Genomic DNA, 14872 nt, shown 5'->3' with positions numbered 1-14872 from the left:
CCGCTCTCCCCTCGCCCCCTGCTCAGTCCTTGCCGGACTTGCCGCGCTGCTCGCGATGCCAGGCGTCGTCCAGATCGCGCAGATGCCGCAGCTTGTCGCCGATCTTGCCTTCCAGCCCGCGCGGCGTGGGCTGGTACCAGTCCTGGCTGCGCAGATCGTCGGGCAGGTAGTGCTCGCCCGCTGCGTAGGCTTCCGGCTCGTCATGCGCATAGCGATACGCATGGCCGTAGCCAAGCTCCTTCATCAGTTTTGTCGGCGCGTTGCGCAGATGCACGGGCACGGCCCGCGACTTGTCCTTGGCGACAAAGGCACGCGCCGCGTTGTACGCGTTGTAGCCCGCGTTCGACTTTGGCGCCACGGCCAGGTACAGCAGCGCCTGGGCCAATGCAAGCTCGCCTTCCGGCGATCCCAGCCGCTCGTAGGTCTCCGCGGCATCGAGCGTGATCCGTGCCGCGCGCGGATCGGCCAGGCCGATGTCCTCCCACGCCATCCGCACGATCCGGCGCGCCAGGTAACGCGGGTCGGCGCCACCATCGAGCATCCGGCAGAACCAGTACAGCGCGCCATCCGGGTCGGAACCACGCACGGACTTGTGCAAGGCGCTGATCTGGTCGTAGAACGCGTCGCCACCCTTGTCGAAACGACGCAGGTTTTCCGATAGCGCGCTGCCCAACAGCGCCGTATCCACCGCATCCACACCGGCATTGCGAGCCGCACGCGCCACGATCTCGATATTGTTGAGCAGCTTGCGGCCATCGCCGTCGGCCGAGGCGACGATCAGGCCCATTGCCTCGTCGTCCCAGCGAATGCCACCGAGTTCCTCGCTGGCACGCAGCACGAGCTGCTTGAGTTCGTCTTCGTTCAGGCTCTTGAGCACGTAGACGGCCGCCCGAGACAGCAACGCGCCATTGACCTCGAACGACGGATTCTCAGTGGTGGCGCCGATAAACGTGAACAGCCCGCTTTCCACGTGCGGCAGGAACGCGTCCTGCTGGCTCTTGTTGAAGCGATGCACCTCGTCGACGAACACCAGGGTGCGCCGTCCATGCGCACGGAACTGCTCGGCCCGTTCCACCGCCTCGCGAATATCCTTGACTCCCGACAGCACGGCCGACAGGGCAATGAACTCGGCATCGAACGCATTGGCCATCAGCCGGGCCAGCGTGGTCTTGCCCACGCCGGGCGGGCCCCAGAGGATCATCGAATGCGGCTCGCCCGACTCGAACGCCACGCGCAGCGGCTTGCCCGGGCCGAGCAGGTGCTGCTGGCCGATGACTTCGTCGATATTGCGCGGGCGCAGGCGCTCGGCCAGCGGCATTCGGGAACGGTCGGGGGGGTCGGAGAACAGCGAATCCGCCACGGTACTAGGGCCTCTCAATCTGGTGCGGCCGCCGGAAGCGGCTTGCGAACGCCACAGTGTAGACCATCGGCGCCGCCTGCCGCGGCCCGCCCCACGCCATCCGGCCTGCCGGTATCAGGGTGCGATAACCGACTCCCAAGGCGATCGGATATCGGCCAGGAAGCGTTGCGCGCGTGGATGCTCGGGCTTCTGGAAGAAGCGCTCCGGCGTGGCGCGCTCGAGCACCTCGCCCTGATCCATGAAGATCACGCGGTCCGCCACCTCGCGCGCGAAGCCCATTTCGTGGGTGACGCAGACCATCGTCATGCCGTCGCGCGCGAGCCCCTTCATCACCTGGAGCACCTCGTTGACCATTTCGGGGTCAAGCGCCGACGTCGGTTCGTCGAACAGCATGACCGGTGGCTTCATTGCCAGCGCGCGGGCAATCGCCACGCGCTGTTGCTGGCCGCCAGACAACTGCCCCGGATAGGCCGACGCCTTGTGCGGCAGCCCCACCCGTTCCAACAGGCTCATCGCAAAATCTTTCGCTTCCTGTGTCGACATCCGCTTGAGCCGCACGGGCGCCAGCGTGCAGTTCTCCAGCACCGTCAGGTGTGGAAACAGGTTGAACTGCTGGAAGACGAAGCCGATGCCACTACGCAGTGCGTTGACGTCCACGTTGCGCGCGTGCACGTCCTGCCCGTTCACGACGATCCGCCCCTTCTGGATGGCCTCGAGCCGGTTCAGCGTGCGGATCAGCGTCGACTTGCCCGAGCCCGACGGCCCGCACACGACGACCACTTCCGCCTTCGCCACCGATTCGTTGATATCGACCAGCGCCTGGTAATCGCCGTACCACTTGCTGACATGTTCGATGCTGATCATGGTTACACCTTCACAGCGTTGCGTGCCGCGAGCCGGCGCTCGAGCAGATAGGCGCAACGGGTCAATCCGAAGCACATGACAAAATAGCTCAATGCCAGCAGCAGGTAGACCTGCGCGGCCTGGGTCAGCATCTGCGTGCTGATCTGCCCGGCGATGAACGAGACCTCCGGCAAGCTGATGATGTAGCCGAGCGACGTCTCCTTGATCGTCGACACAAGCTGGTTCACGAGCGACGGCAGCATGTTGCGCAGTGCCTGCGGCAGGATGACCAGCGCCATCGCCTGCGCATACGACAAGCCGAGCGACCGCGCGCATTCCATCTGCCCGCGCGGCAGCCCCTGGATGCCGGCGCGCACGATCTCCGCCAGATAGGCCCCGTCGAAGACCACCAGCGCGACCAGCATCGTCGCGAACTGCGGCGTGCGATGCCCGGTCACCGAAGGCAGCAGGAAGTACGCCCAGAACACCACCATCAGCAGCGGCGTGCCGCGCACGACGTAGATCAGGACGGTGGCCGGCCAACGCAGCGAGCGGAACGGGCTCACGCGGCACAGCCCCAGCACGATGCCGACCGGCAACGCCAGCACCAGCCCGGACGCCGCCAGCAACACGGTCAACGCCAGCCCGCCCAGCGGGCCATTCGGATACTGGCCGATCAGGAAATAAAGTCCGTAGTTCTGCAGAACGTCGAGCATGGCTACATGCTCCGTACCGGAAACCGGTGTTGATACCAGAGCGAGAACAGCGTGATCGTCATCGATATGGTCAGGTACGCCAGCGTGGCGAACGCGAAGGACTCGAAGCCCCGGAAGGTGGCGCTCTCCACCTGTTGCGCCTGGTACATCAGCTCGGCCACGCCGATCACCATCGCGATGCTCGAGTTCTTCCAGAGATTCAGGATCTGGTTCACCAGCGGCGGCACCGTGATGCGCAGCGATTGCGGCAACACCACCAGCCGCATCGACGCCAGAAAGCTGAAACCAAGCGCGCGGCTGGCTTCCAGTTGTTCTTTCGGGATGGAGCGAATGCCGCTGCGGATGTCCTCCGCCATATAGGCCGTGGTGTACAGGACCAGCGCGATCAGCGCGCTGACGGCCTCGTAGTTGTGTTCGTACAACCAGCTCTTGATCGCGAACGGCAGCAGCTGCGGCGCGCCGAAATACCAGAACAGCATATGGGCCAGCAGCGGAACGTTGCGAATCGCCTCGACATAGGTCTGGCCCAATCCCCGCAGGGGCGCCAGCGGCGCAAGCCGCAGCAGGGCGATCACGATAGCCAGCGGCAACGATATGGCAAACGCGATGACCGACAGCTTGAGGGACATCACGAACCCGCTGACCAGCCATTCGTGATACTGCCCCGACAGCAACATCGACAGGTTGAAGGTGGGCATGGGATGTGGCTGTCCGGCGCGATGCCGGACAGCCAGGGGAGGTTTATCGGACCGGGTTGATCAAGCCGGACTCCTCTGGCCTGGCCCGGGCCTGGGGTTGGCGCCTCAGTCGATCTTGTCAGTCGAGATCTTGAACGCGCGCGGCGGGAACTTCATCTTGGTGTTGGGCCCGAACCACTTGTCGTAGAGCTTTTGCGCGTCGCCATCGGCTTCCATCTTGCTCAGCACCTGGTTGACCTGGTTGCGGAACCCGGTCTCGCCCTTCCTGATGCCCAGCGCGAGGTGCTCGCTCGACAGGTACTGAGGCACCAGCGTGTAGTCCTTGGCTGCGGGGCCGAGCTTCACGAGGTTGCTCACCAGCGACGTCTCGTCATTCACATACGCCACACCCTTGCCCTGCTCCAGCGCCAGCAGCGCCTGCGGGCTGTTGTCAAACGACACCACGGTGGCATTCTTGATCTTGGCGGCAATATTGGATTCCATGGTGGAACCCTTGACGGTCAGGATCTTCTTGCCGTCGAGCTGGCCCAGCGTCGTGATGCCGCTCTCCTTGCGCACCATCGCCTTCTGTCCGGTGATGAAGGTCGACAGCGAGAAATCGATCTGCGACTCGCGCTCCTTGTTGTGCGTCAGCGACGCCGCCAGCAGATCCACGTGGCCCTGCTGAAGCTCCGGCAGACGGGCCGCCACGGAGATCTGCTTGAGCACCGGCTTCACGCCAAGGCTCTTGGCCACCGCATTGCACATGTCAACGTCGTATCCCACGATCTCGCGGGTGGCCGGATCGACGAAGCTGAACGGCTCGTCCGTGCCAAGTACCCCGCACACCAGTTGGCCCTTGGCCTTGATATCCGCGATTTGGTCGGCACTGGCCGGTGCTGCGCTCAGTGCAAGCGCGGACAGCGTTGCCACGCCGGCGATCTGGCGGAGTTTCCGCCTGAAGTCTGCTTGCATATTCTCTCCTCGGTTGAAGAAGGTCTTGTGGGGTGCAGCAGAAACATAGTCTATTTGTGACGCTTCCGATTCGATGTCGGGGCGAACCCTATCTTCGCCGCGCGACAGCGGACACTGCGCCGCTTCCCTACAGTTCGCGCCGAATCTGCCGATATTTCCTAATGGCCTGCGTTTCGACGGATGCGGCCCGCATCGCGCCGATGCGGCCGCCGGCCAGGCGGATATCGGCCGACCCTTGGTCGGCCTAGCGAAAATCGGGGATTTGTATGTTGCGTTACCGAATGCTGATGTTCAAGTTGAATCGGCTGGTGGGCAAGAACAGGCTCACCGGCGCGGAAGAGATCTCACTGGCGGGCCAGTTCGCCGAGATGATCACGTCACAGGAGGAGGTGGACCGCATCATCGCGGATCTGGTCGATCACGAGAATCCGCAGGTACGCCGTATTGGCCTGGCCGCGATCCGTCGTTCGCACCGCTTTGGTGGCCAGACGCTGATGCAGGCAGTCTTGCGCCGGCTGGCCGACGTGGAAGGCTGGCTACGCCACGATGCGGTCTGGATCGCGCAGGAAGGCCAGCTCGATAGCGCCGAACTGCGGGCCGCGCTGCGGCGGGTGGCTGGCAATGTCCGGCTGCCGCAGGATGCGGTGCGGGCGCGCGACAATCCTGCCGACGGCCTGCTCCATGCTGCCGTCCGTGCGCGGCATGTGCTTGACGCGCTGATCAAGAAGTCGGCTGCGGCGCACAATGCCGCGCTGGCGGCGGGTGGCGCGCTGGCAGGCGCCAACGATGGCAAGCCCTACGCGCAAGGCTCGATTGGCCAGATCCACTCCGCCCATCGGCAATTGCAGCGCAAGATGGCGGCGCGCAAGCTGCGCAGCAGCACGAAGCTGAAATTCCGCAAGGTAGAGCCGCGATACGCGGAAAACGACAACCGGCGCTTTCTGCTCTGAGCCTCGGCTGGTTCACGGCGGCGCGGCCGATGCTGCGTCGCCGCAATATGTGCGATGGCAATCCGATCTGAATTCTTTCGATAGACGGGATCGGGACGGCCAGTGCGGCCTACCATGACGGACACCCGGCGCTGGTGCCGGCCCCATGAGGAAACCGTAGCCATGGCCATCACGACCCGCATCCGCAAGAAGAAGCAGTACCGCAAAGCCGTGTTGAAGTTGCGCGCGGCGATCAAGCGCGGCGACGCGGAGGCGATCCGCATCCGCCGCGAACAACTGCAGGCCATGCCCAAGCCACGTCTGCGCTACGCGCGCGAGGCACAGGCCTAGCGCCAAAGGCTGACGGGGCGTCGCCGGGTCAGCCCTTGGCGCGCTCGGTCAGCTTTTTCATGGCATCGGCAGGCAGCGGACCGTGGCAGCTACGCTCGCCGCCGGCCTCTCCCACCACGAGCCAGACCTTGTCCGGCGTATCGGCGGGATGCAGCAGCCATGCTGGACCCCGCGCCGTATTGCTGGCCGGCAGGTCTTCCAGGGTGCCGTTGTGAGGCGATTGCAGCATCGTCGCGCAGTCGGTCTGCGGAATGCGCGTGGCCTTGAGGAAGTCCGGATTGCCGAGCACTTCGGGCAGCGCCGTATCGGAGCCGCGCAGGAAGGCATCGACGTCGAAACGGCTTGCATGTGAGCTTGCGCAGGCGGACAGCACCAGCGCCGCGGCCAGCGTGGCGCCCGGCACGGCCAGGCGACGCAACGAAAGGAATGCTTGGGCGTGTGTCATGGCGCTCCTCACTGCTTCATCACATCGGCGCCCTTGGGCACTGTGAAGCGGAATGCATCGGCGGGCAGCGACGGATTCTTCTGGATCGCCGAGAAGGTCAGGATGGTCGTGTTGCCGAAGGCGTCACGCAACTCCATCGCCTCGAGGTTGCCGCCCTTGAAACCGATGCCGATCCGCTCGAACTGCGTATCCTTTTCCTTCGGCGTCAGTTCCAGCCATTCCACGCCATCGCGCGTGGCCCCGTTCTTCACGTCGAAATTCTTCGACAGGTCATTGCTGCCGAACAGGATGGCCGCCGGGCTCGACCCAAGCGCGCCATCGAGCTTACGCTCGGTCACCTGGTTCAGGTCCTTGTCGTAGATGTAGAGGATCTGGCCGTCGGCCTGCAGCAGTTGCTCGTATGGCTTGGTATAGCGCCACGCGAACTTGCCGGGGCGCGAGAACGCGAATGTCCCGCTCGACGTGCTGGCTACCTTGAGATCGGCGCCCTTCCCCTTCATCTGCTGCTGCGTGAATTCGCCGCGAGCCGTCTTCACGCTGGTCACGAAGGTCTGCAACTGGTCGGTTGCCGCCGCCTGCGCGACAGGCGCGGCCGCCAGCAGTGCCAGTGCGGCGCCCAGGGAAACCAGGGGAGCAAGAATGCGATATCGCATGTATCCGATTCCTTTCTTGAGTGGCTGATGCCCGGCGCTGGCCGGGATGTCGGGTTAGAGCCGGAGTCGGCGCCCTGAATTCCGCAGCGGCTTGTGAGCGGCGTAACGGTATATTAACCGTCACTTGCGAGGGGCCCGAAGCCGTGTGAAACGCGCTATGACGCGTTTCATCCTCCTCACGCCTTAGAAGCGCTGTCAAAATGATTCTGGCGTCGTTGCGCGGCCTTGCCGTACCACTTGTACTGTCTGCGGCCGCGCGTCTAGCCAGAACCGCTTTGCTTCATCTTGATAGCGCCTCTTACTCGTCGTGCGCGCCCGCGCCGGCCGGCACGAGGATGTCACGGTTGCCGTTGCCCGACATGGCCGAGACCAGTCCGGCCTTTTCCATGTCCTCGAGCAAGCGCGCCGCGCGGTTGTAGCCGATGCGCAGATGGCGCTGCACCAGCGAGATCGATGCGCGGCGATTCTTGATCACCACCTCCACGGCCTGATCGTAGAGCGGATCGGCCTCAGCGCCACCACCGCCAATCCCGGCGCCGCCGCCCAGGCTATCGCCCGCGCCATCGCCGTCGACCAGACCGCCTTCGAGAATGCCCTCGATGTAGTTGGCTTCGCCGCTTTCCTTGAGCTTTTCGACCACGCGATGCACTTCCTCATCGGATACGAACGCCCCGTGGACACGCACCGGCAAGCCTGTGCCCGGCGCGAGGTAAAGCATGTCGCCCATGCCGAGCAGTGCTTCGGCGCCCTGCTGATCCAGAATCGTGCGCGAGTCGATCTTGCTGCTCACCTGGAATGCGATGCGCGTCGGCACGTTGGCCTTGATCAGGCCGGTAATCACGTCCACTGACGGCCGCTGCGTGGCCAGCACCAGGTGCAGGCCAGCCGCGCGCGCCTTCTGGGCGATCCGGGCGATCAGTTCCTCGACCTTCTTGCCGACCACCATCATCAGGTCGGCCAGTTCGTCGATCACGATCACGATCGTCGGCAGCCTGTCGAGCGGTTCCGGCGCGTCCGGCGTCAGGCTGAACGGGTTCGGAATCTTCTCTTCCCTTGCGGCGGCTTCGTCGATCTTCTTGTTGTAGCCGGCCAGATTGCGCACGCCGAGCTTGCTCATGAGCTTGTAGCGGCGCTCCATCTCGCCGACCGCCCAGTTCAGCGCGTTGCCGGCCTGGCGCATATCGGTGACCACCGGGCAAAGCAGATGCGGAATGCCTTCGTAGACGCTCATTTCGAGCATCTTCGGGTCGATCAGGATCAGGCGGACCTGATCCGCCTTGGCCTTGTAGAGCAGCGACAGGATCATTGCGTTGATACCCACCGACTTGCCCGAGCCTGTGGTACCCGCCACCATGCAGTGCGGCATCCTGGCCAGATCGGCCACCATCGGCTTGCCGGCGATGTCCTTGCCGAGCGCCATGGTCAGGTGCGACACGCTCTCGTTGTAGACCTGTGAGCCCAGGATCTCCGACAAGCGCACGGTCTGGCGCTTCGGGTTCGGAAGCTCCAGACCCATGTAGTTCTTGCCCGGAATCGTCTCGACCACCCGGATCGACACCAGCGACAGGCTACGCGCCAGATCGCGGGCCAGATTGACCACCTGGCTGCCCTTGACGCCGGTGGCCGGCTCGATTTCGTAGCGCGTGATGACGGGGCCCGGATAGGCGGCCACGACCTTGACCTCCACGCCGAAGTCCTTGAGCTTCTTTTCGATCAGGCGCGAGGTGTATTCGAGCGTTTCGGCGCTGACCGTTTCCTGATGCACAGGGATCGGGTCGAGCAGCGACAGCGGCGGCAGGTCCGAATCCTGGATATCGGCGAACAGCGGCTGCTGCTTCTCGCGCTCGACGCGCTCGTGCTTAGGCACCGCCTGCGGGCGCACGATCTGGATCGGCGGCGCCTCTTCCTGCCGGACGCGCTGCACTTCCACGGTCTCGGTGCGCTCCACCTTGGCAGCGGCGCCGATGATGCGGTCCTGCTTGTTCTCGCGGCGAGCCTTGATGCCCATGAACAGGGTTTCGACGAAGGCGCCGACGTGCTCGGCCACCGACAGCCACGAGAAATGGAAGAACAGGGACAGGCCGATCGCGAACAGCAGCAGCAACAGCAGCGTGGCGCCGGAGAAGCCGAGCGCAAGCTGCAGCCAGCCGCCCAGCAGGTCACCCAGCACGCCACCGGGCGCGCGCGGCAGGGCCGAGCGCAGCGGATACATGCGGATCGCCTCCAGGCCCATGCTGGACACCAGCGTCAGCCCGAAGCCAATCCAGCTGATGACCGTGCTGTGCTGCGGCTCCTGCACGCGCTCGGGCAGTTCGGCGGTCAGCTCGCGCCAGCCACGCCAGCAGCGGCGGATCAGCAACACGCTCCACCAGTAGGCCGAGAATCCGAAGATGAAGAACAGGACGTCGGCCACCCAGGCGCCCACACGTCCGCCAAGGTTATGGATGTCGGCCACCTGGCTCGCATGAGACCAGCCGGGATCGGCCTTGCTGTAGCTGGCCAGCACGCAGAGAAAGCCGAGCGTGACGGCCAGCAGCAGGAACCAGCGCACCTCGCCCAGCAGCTTGCCAATACGCGATGGAAGTGCCGACGGGTCGGTCCGGGTAGTCGTGGTAGCGCGCGCCATGCGTCAGGGTCGGTTCGAGAGTACGAAGTGAACGATGGCGGCCATTTTAACCTTGGCCGGGCTATCGCCCTCATTGGAATTTGCAACAGTCGGCAAAACGCCATGCCACTTATAATGGCGGTTTCGAGTGACACCGGCGCAACCACCGTGCCGGTGCACGCGCTGCCTACAGGAACGCATCATGTCCGCAAAACACGCAAAAGTGCTGATTCTCGGGTCTGGTCCGGCCGGCTACACCGCCGCCGTCTACGCTGCCCGCGCCAACCTGAACCCGGTGCTGATCACCGGCCTGGCCCAGGGCGGCCAGCTCATGACCACGACCGACGTGGAAAACTGGCCCGCCGATCCTAACGGCGTGCAGGGCCCGGACTTGATGCAGCGCTTCCTGGCGCACGCCGAACGCTTCAACACGGAAATCATCTTCGATCACATCCATACGGCCAAGCTGACGGAAAAGCCGATCCGCCTGATCGGCGATTCGGGCGAGTACACCTGCGACGCCCTGATCATCGCCACCGGCGCGTCCGCCCAGTACCTGGGCCTGCCGTCGGAAGAAGCCTTCATGGGCCGCGGTGTCTCGGCCTGCGCCACCTGCGACGGTTTCTTCTACAAGAACCAGGAAGTGGCCGTGATCGGTGGCGGCAACACCGCCGTGGAAGAAGCGCTCTATCTGTCCCATATCGCCAGCAAGGTCACGCTGATCCACCGCCGCGACAAGTTCCGCGCCGAGCCGATCCTGGTGGACCGCCTGATGCAGCGCGTGGAAGAAGGCCGGATCGCCCTGCGCTACGACAGCACGCTGGACGAAGTGCTGGGCGATGAGTCGGGCGTGACCGGCCTGCGCATCCGCGACACCAAGGACGCCGCCAAGACCGAGGATCTGAAGCTCGCCGGTGTGTTCGTGGCCATCGGCCACAAGCCGAACACCGACCTGTTCGAAGGCCAGCTCGAGATGAAGAACGGCTATATCGTGACCAAGAGCGGCCTGTCGGGCGACGCCACGGCCACCAACATCCCGGGTGTGTTCGCCGCCGGCGACGTGCAGGACCACGTCTACCGCCAGGCCATTACCAGCGCCGGCACGGGCTGCATGGCCGCGCTCGACGCGCAACGCTATGTGGAAGCGCTGAAGTAATCGCCCCCGGGCACCTGGTACTAGCGTCACCGAATCGGGCCGGTTTTTACCGGCCCGATTCCTTATTGGATTCCTTATAATCGACGCCGAGCCACCTGCCCCCTTAGAGAATCGCTCCATGTCGCACGGCGCCAAACCCACATCCAAGCCCCCCCAACGCATGGGCCTGCACGATCTGGCCACGGTGCGCGACGGCCTCAAGGCCGACGCCGAGCGCCGCGAAGCCGAGCGGCAAGCCGCCGAGGCCGCCGCCAGGCGCGCCGAGGAAGAAGCCAACGTGTTCCGCACCAGCGTCGGGCAGGTCAGCAACCTGCGCGACCGGAACCGCGTCGAGCATCCCGTGAAGAAGCCGACCCCGGAGCCGGTGCAAACCCGCCTCAACGACAAGGCCGTGCTCGAGGCATCGCTGTCCGATGAATTCGATGTCGAGAACCTGCTCGATATCGACGAGACGATGTCGTTCCGGCGCCCGGGCATCGGCGAGGACGTCATCAAGAAGCTGCGCCGCGGCGAATGGGTACCCCAGGACAAGGTCGACCTGCACGGCCTGCGCTCCGACGAGGCCCGGGAGGCGTTGGCCAACTTTCTCCGCCGATCGGTGCGCAACGGCGTGCGATGCGTGCGCGTAATTCACGGCAAAGGCATCGGGTCGCCAGACAAGCTGCCGGTGCTCAAGAGCAAGGTACGTAGCTGGCTGGTCCAGAAGGAAGAAGTGATCGCCTTCGTCCAGGCACGCGAATCGCAGGGCGGCGCCGGCGCGCTGATGGTCCTGCTACGCCAGCCCAAGACCTGAGAACCGGATGCAATATCACCTGCCGTTCGATTTGCTGATGGGGCGACTGCCCCTGATCCTGCACGTGATGGAAGTGATCGGCGTGCTGGCGTTCGCCGTCTCCGGCGTGGTCGATGCCCGCAAGCAGCGGCTGGATGTGGTCGGCACCTTCGTCGTCGCATTCGCCACGGCATTTGGCGGCGGTACCTTGCGCGACGTGTTGCTCGACCGCCGGCCCTTCTACTGGGTGGACCACGAGTACTACGTCCTGCTGATCTTTGTGATGTCGTTGGGCGCGTCGTTCGTCCTGCGCGTGGCCAGCCGGGTGGCGTCGGACCGCACCATGCTGGTGGCCGATGCGATCGGGCTCGGATTGTTTTCGGTCACCGGCACCTCGCTGGCGCTGGTAGCGCAGATGACGCCGACCGTAGCGGTGATGATGGGCATCATTTCGGCGGTGTTCGGCGGCGTGGTGCGTGACGTGCTCTGCAACGAGGTGCCGATGATCCTGCGCGACCGCTCGCCGTATGCCACCTGTTCGTTCGTCGGCTGCTGGATCTACGTGGGGCTGACCTGGCTGCGTGCCGACCAGGAGGTGGCGCTGCTGGCCGGCGCGCTGGTCACGATGGGAATGCGGCTGGTGTCGGTGCAGTTTGGCTGGAAGCTGCCGAGCTAGCGCAAGCCCGCGACGCGACCCAAAACAAAAGGCCGGCATCTGCCGGCCTTTTTGCCATCTCAGTCTCGATCAGACTGCGGCTTCGTCCTGCTCGCCGGTACGAATGCGGATCACACGTTCGATCTCGGTCACGAAGATCTTGCCGTCACCGATCTTGCCGGTGTGGGCGGCCTTGACGATGGCGTCGAGCACCGTGTCGAGCTGGTTCTCGGCCACGACCACTTCGATCTTGATCTTCGGAAGGAAGTCGACCACGTACTCGGCTCCGCGATAGAGCTCGGTGTGGCCCTTCTGACGGCCAAAACCCTTGACTTCGGTCACCGTCAACCCCGTCACGCCGACGTCGGCCATTGCCTCACGCACTTCGTCGAGCTTGAACGGTTTGATGATGGCGGTAATCTGCTTCATGGCTGGCCTCTGTCTCTAAATATGTCGGAAGATGAAGGATTCTAGCCCGAAACACCACATGACGATTGCGGGCAGACCCACATTGCCCGCAATCGCACCCGATTTCTGCCGGTTCAATCCGGGATCCGCGCGAGATCCCGCATCCACACGACCGACTCGCCATCGCTCGGCGCGCGCCAGTCGCCGCGCGGGGAGAGCGAGCCGCCCGAGCCGACCTTGGGCGCGTTCGGAATACAGGAGCGCTTGAACTGGCTGGTGCGGAAGAAGCGGTCGACAAAGATACCGAGGACGCGCTTGATTTCGGGCAGTTGATAGACGTTGCGGGCCACATGAGGTCCGTTCGGCCACGTTCCACGCGCCGCGTCACCCCAGGCATGGAGCGCCAGGAATGCGACCTTCGACGGCGTGAACCCGAAGCGCAGCGTGTAGTACAGGTTGAAATCCTGCAACTCGTACGGCCCGATAATCTGTTCGGTCTTCTGCTCGGGTGCCTTGTCCTGCCCGGCCGCGGTTGCCCCGCTGGGCACCAGTTCCGGGCTGATGTCGGTGGCCAGCACCGCCAGCAGCACATCCTGGCCTCCCTCGGCCACCTGCCCGGTCTCGGCCACCCAGCGCACCAGGTGGCTGATAAGCGTCTTGGGCACGCTGGCGTTGACGTTGTAGTGCGACATGTGGTCACCCACGCCGTAGGTACACCAGCCCAGCGCCAGTTCGCTGAGATCGCCGGTGCCGATCACGATCGCATGGTTGTGATTCGCCAGCCGGAACAGATGGTTGGTGCGTTCACCGGCCTGCACGTTCTCGAACGTGACGTCGTAGACGGGCTCGCCGCGCGAATACGGATGATCCAGATCCGCGAGCATTGCCAGGCAACTCGGCCGGATATCGATCTCGCGCGCGGTGCAGCCCACCAGTTTCATCAGTTCGCGCGCCTGCTGCAGCGTGCGGTCGCTCGTGGCAAAGCCCGGCATCGTATAGGCCAGGATGTTCGAGCGGGGCAGGCCGAGCCGGTCCATCGCCTTGGCGCACACCAGCAGGGCATGCGTGGAATCGAGCCCGCCCGAGACGCCGATCACCACCTTCGAGATCTTGCTCGACGACAGCCGCTGCACCAGCGCCTGCACCTGGATGTTGTAGACCTCCATGCAGCGCTCGTCGCGCTGGCGCGGGTCCGACGGCACATACGGGAAACGCGCCACCTTGCGTTGGAGCGGCATGGCCTGCGTGGACGGCACGTCGATGTGGAACGACACGGTGTCAAAGCGTTCCACTTCCTCGCGGTGGCGACGCACCGACTGGCCAAACGACGTCTGGTGCATCCGCTCGCGCGACAGCCGCTCGAGGTCGACATCGGCGAACAGCAGGTGAGAGCTGTCGGCAAACCGCTCCGATTCGCCCAGCAGTTCACCGTTTTCATAGATCAGCGCCTGGCCATCCCAGGCCAGATCGGTCGTCGATTCGCCCTTTCCGGCGGACGTGTACAGGTACGCGGCCAGGCAGCGTGCCGACTGTTGCGACACGAGCTGATGGCGATACCCCGACTTGCCAATCACGATATTCGATGCCGACAGGTTCACGAGTACGGTGGCACCGGCCAGCGCGGCAAACGACGACGGGGGAATCGGCACCCAGACGTCTTCGCAGATCTCCGCATGGAAGCGGAAAAATGGAATGCTCTCGATCTCGAACAGCAGATCGGCACCGAACGGCACCTCCGCGCCGAGCAGCGAGACCAGCGGCGTGGCCGCGCAGTCCGCGGAGCTGAACTGGCGTGCCTCATAGAATTCCCAGTAATTGGGCAGATAGCTCTTGGGCACCACGCCCTGAATCTTGCCGCCGGCCACAACCACCGCGCAGTTGAACAGCTGGTGCTCCACCAGTACCGGCAGGCCGACGATCAGCGCCGCATTGATCCCGGCCGACGCCTCCACGATCCGTTGCAGCGCCAGTTCGCATTCGCGCAGCAGCGCCCGCTGGTGAAACAGGTCATCGCACGTGTAAGCCGACAGGCCCAGTTCCGGAAACGCCACCAGCACGGCGCCGCCGTCGGCCGCCTGGCGCGCCAGCAGGATCGTCTGCTCGGCATTGAAGGCCGGATCGGCCACGCGGCACTCGGGCACGCCCACGGCCACGCGCGCGAAGCCGTGGGAATAGAGGTTGAAGAACGGGTGAGTCATGGATGGCCCAGGATTGGGGGGCTGAGGATGCCTGCATTCTACGACGCACACGCGGCGCGTGCTGCCCCGCATCCTGCGCCGCAGCATCGTTTCCGGTAGACTCGACCAGCATCTGGCCGTGGACAACCT

Annotated in this window: 15 protein-coding genes; 5 read left to right on the top strand and 10 right to left on the bottom strand. The window is 64.5% G+C overall.

Going from position 1 to position 14872, the window contains the following annotated elements; all coding sequences use genetic code 11:
- Positions 1–22: 22 nt before the first annotated feature.
- From WD006_RS02765 to WD006_RS02745, 5 genes are all read right to left on the bottom strand, one after another.
- Positions 23–1318, bottom strand: coding sequence for a replication-associated recombination protein A (locus WD006_RS02765; protein ID WP_035832998.1), 1296 nt, complete (start codon positions 1316–1318; stop codon positions 23–25).
- Between the two features lie 156 nt (positions 1319–1474).
- Positions 1475–2224, bottom strand: coding sequence for an amino acid ABC transporter ATP-binding protein (locus WD006_RS02760; protein ID WP_011515544.1), 750 nt, complete (start codon positions 2222–2224; stop codon positions 1475–1477).
- 2 nt (positions 2225–2226) lie between these two features.
- Positions 2227–2919: an amino acid ABC transporter permease gene (locus tag WD006_RS02755; RefSeq protein ID WP_286879688.1), complete on the bottom strand. Its 693-nt coding sequence runs from the start codon at positions 2917–2919 to the stop codon at positions 2227–2229.
- Between the two features lie 2 nt (positions 2920–2921).
- On the bottom strand, positions 2922–3617 hold the full coding sequence (locus WD006_RS02750) for an amino acid ABC transporter permease (protein WP_008643604.1): 696 nt from the start codon (positions 3615–3617) through the stop codon (positions 2922–2924).
- Positions 3618–3722: 105 nt separating this feature from the next.
- The gene (locus tag WD006_RS02745; RefSeq protein WP_017515515.1) at positions 3723–4571 is read right to left on the bottom strand and encodes an ABC transporter substrate-binding protein; all 849 of its coding nucleotides are present in this window, start codon (positions 4569–4571) and stop codon (positions 3723–3725) included.
- A 287-nt stretch (positions 4572–4858) separates the two neighbouring features.
- Here WD006_RS02745 and WD006_RS02740 point away from each other — a divergent pair, with 287 nt between their 5' ends.
- Together WD006_RS02740 and WD006_RS02735 are read left to right on the top strand one after the other, a co-directional pair.
- Complete coding sequence (locus tag WD006_RS02740) at positions 4859–5521, top strand: hypothetical protein (protein WP_286879684.1); 663 nt, start codon at positions 4859–4861, stop codon at positions 5519–5521.
- A 162-nt stretch (positions 5522–5683) separates the two neighbouring features.
- Complete coding sequence (locus WD006_RS02735; RefSeq protein WP_008643601.1) at positions 5684–5851, top strand: hypothetical protein; 168 nt, start codon at positions 5684–5686, stop codon at positions 5849–5851.
- A 28-nt stretch (positions 5852–5879) separates the two neighbouring features.
- On the opposite strand, the gene WD006_RS02730 is transcribed toward WD006_RS02735, so the two are convergent.
- The 3 genes from WD006_RS02730 to WD006_RS02720 all read right to left on the bottom strand — a co-directional run bounded on the left by WD006_RS02730 (position 5880) and on the right by WD006_RS02720 (position 9575).
- Positions 5880–6296, bottom strand: a complete 417-nt coding sequence (locus WD006_RS02730) for a hypothetical protein (RefSeq protein WP_035881484.1) — start codon at positions 6294–6296, stop codon at positions 5880–5882.
- A gap of 8 nt (positions 6297–6304) precedes the next feature.
- Positions 6305–6949: an outer membrane lipoprotein chaperone LolA gene (gene lolA / locus WD006_RS02725; protein WP_008643599.1), complete on the bottom strand. Its 645-nt coding sequence runs from the start codon at positions 6947–6949 to the stop codon at positions 6305–6307.
- 298 nt (positions 6950–7247) lie between these two features.
- Complete coding sequence (locus WD006_RS02720; RefSeq protein WP_286879682.1) at positions 7248–9575, bottom strand: DNA translocase FtsK; 2328 nt, start codon at positions 9573–9575, stop codon at positions 7248–7250.
- 181 nt (positions 9576–9756) lie between these two features.
- Between WD006_RS02720 and trxB the strand changes: the two genes are divergently transcribed.
- The 3 genes from trxB (at position 9757) to WD006_RS02705 (ending at position 12158) form a co-directional block, all read left to right on the top strand.
- Positions 9757–10710, top strand: a complete 954-nt coding sequence (trxB, locus tag WD006_RS02715; RefSeq protein WP_008643597.1) for a thioredoxin-disulfide reductase — start codon at positions 9757–9759, stop codon at positions 10708–10710.
- Positions 10711–10828: 118 nt separating this feature from the next.
- Entirely contained in the window at positions 10829–11503 is a 675-nt protein-coding gene (locus WD006_RS02710) for a Smr/MutS family protein (protein WP_286879681.1), read from the top strand.
- 7 nt (positions 11504–11510) lie between these two features.
- Positions 11511–12158: a trimeric intracellular cation channel family protein gene (locus WD006_RS02705; RefSeq protein WP_008643595.1), complete on the top strand. Its 648-nt coding sequence runs from the start codon at positions 11511–11513 to the stop codon at positions 12156–12158.
- Positions 12159–12227: 69 nt separating this feature from the next.
- Here WD006_RS02705 and glnK read toward each other — a convergent pair whose 3' ends face one another.
- Both glnK and WD006_RS02695 read right to left on the bottom strand, forming a co-directional pair.
- A complete protein-coding gene (gene glnK / locus WD006_RS02700) occupies positions 12228–12566 on the bottom strand; it encodes a P-II family nitrogen regulator (protein WP_008643594.1) in 339 nt (112 codons plus the stop codon).
- 113 nt (positions 12567–12679) lie between these two features.
- Positions 12680–14743 carry an NAD(+) synthase gene (locus WD006_RS02695; protein WP_286879679.1) on the bottom strand — a complete coding sequence of 688 codons (2064 nt, stop codon included), beginning with the start codon at positions 14741–14743 and terminating at the stop codon, positions 12680–12682.
- Positions 14744–14872 lie beyond the last annotated feature (129 nt).

This window comes from Cupriavidus sp. Met-2 (genome assembly GCF_049843575.1).
Taxonomy (GTDB): Bacteria; Pseudomonadota; Gammaproteobacteria; order Burkholderiales; family Burkholderiaceae; genus Cupriavidus; species Cupriavidus metallidurans.
This window is presented reverse-complemented; position numbering and strand designations above follow the sequence as displayed.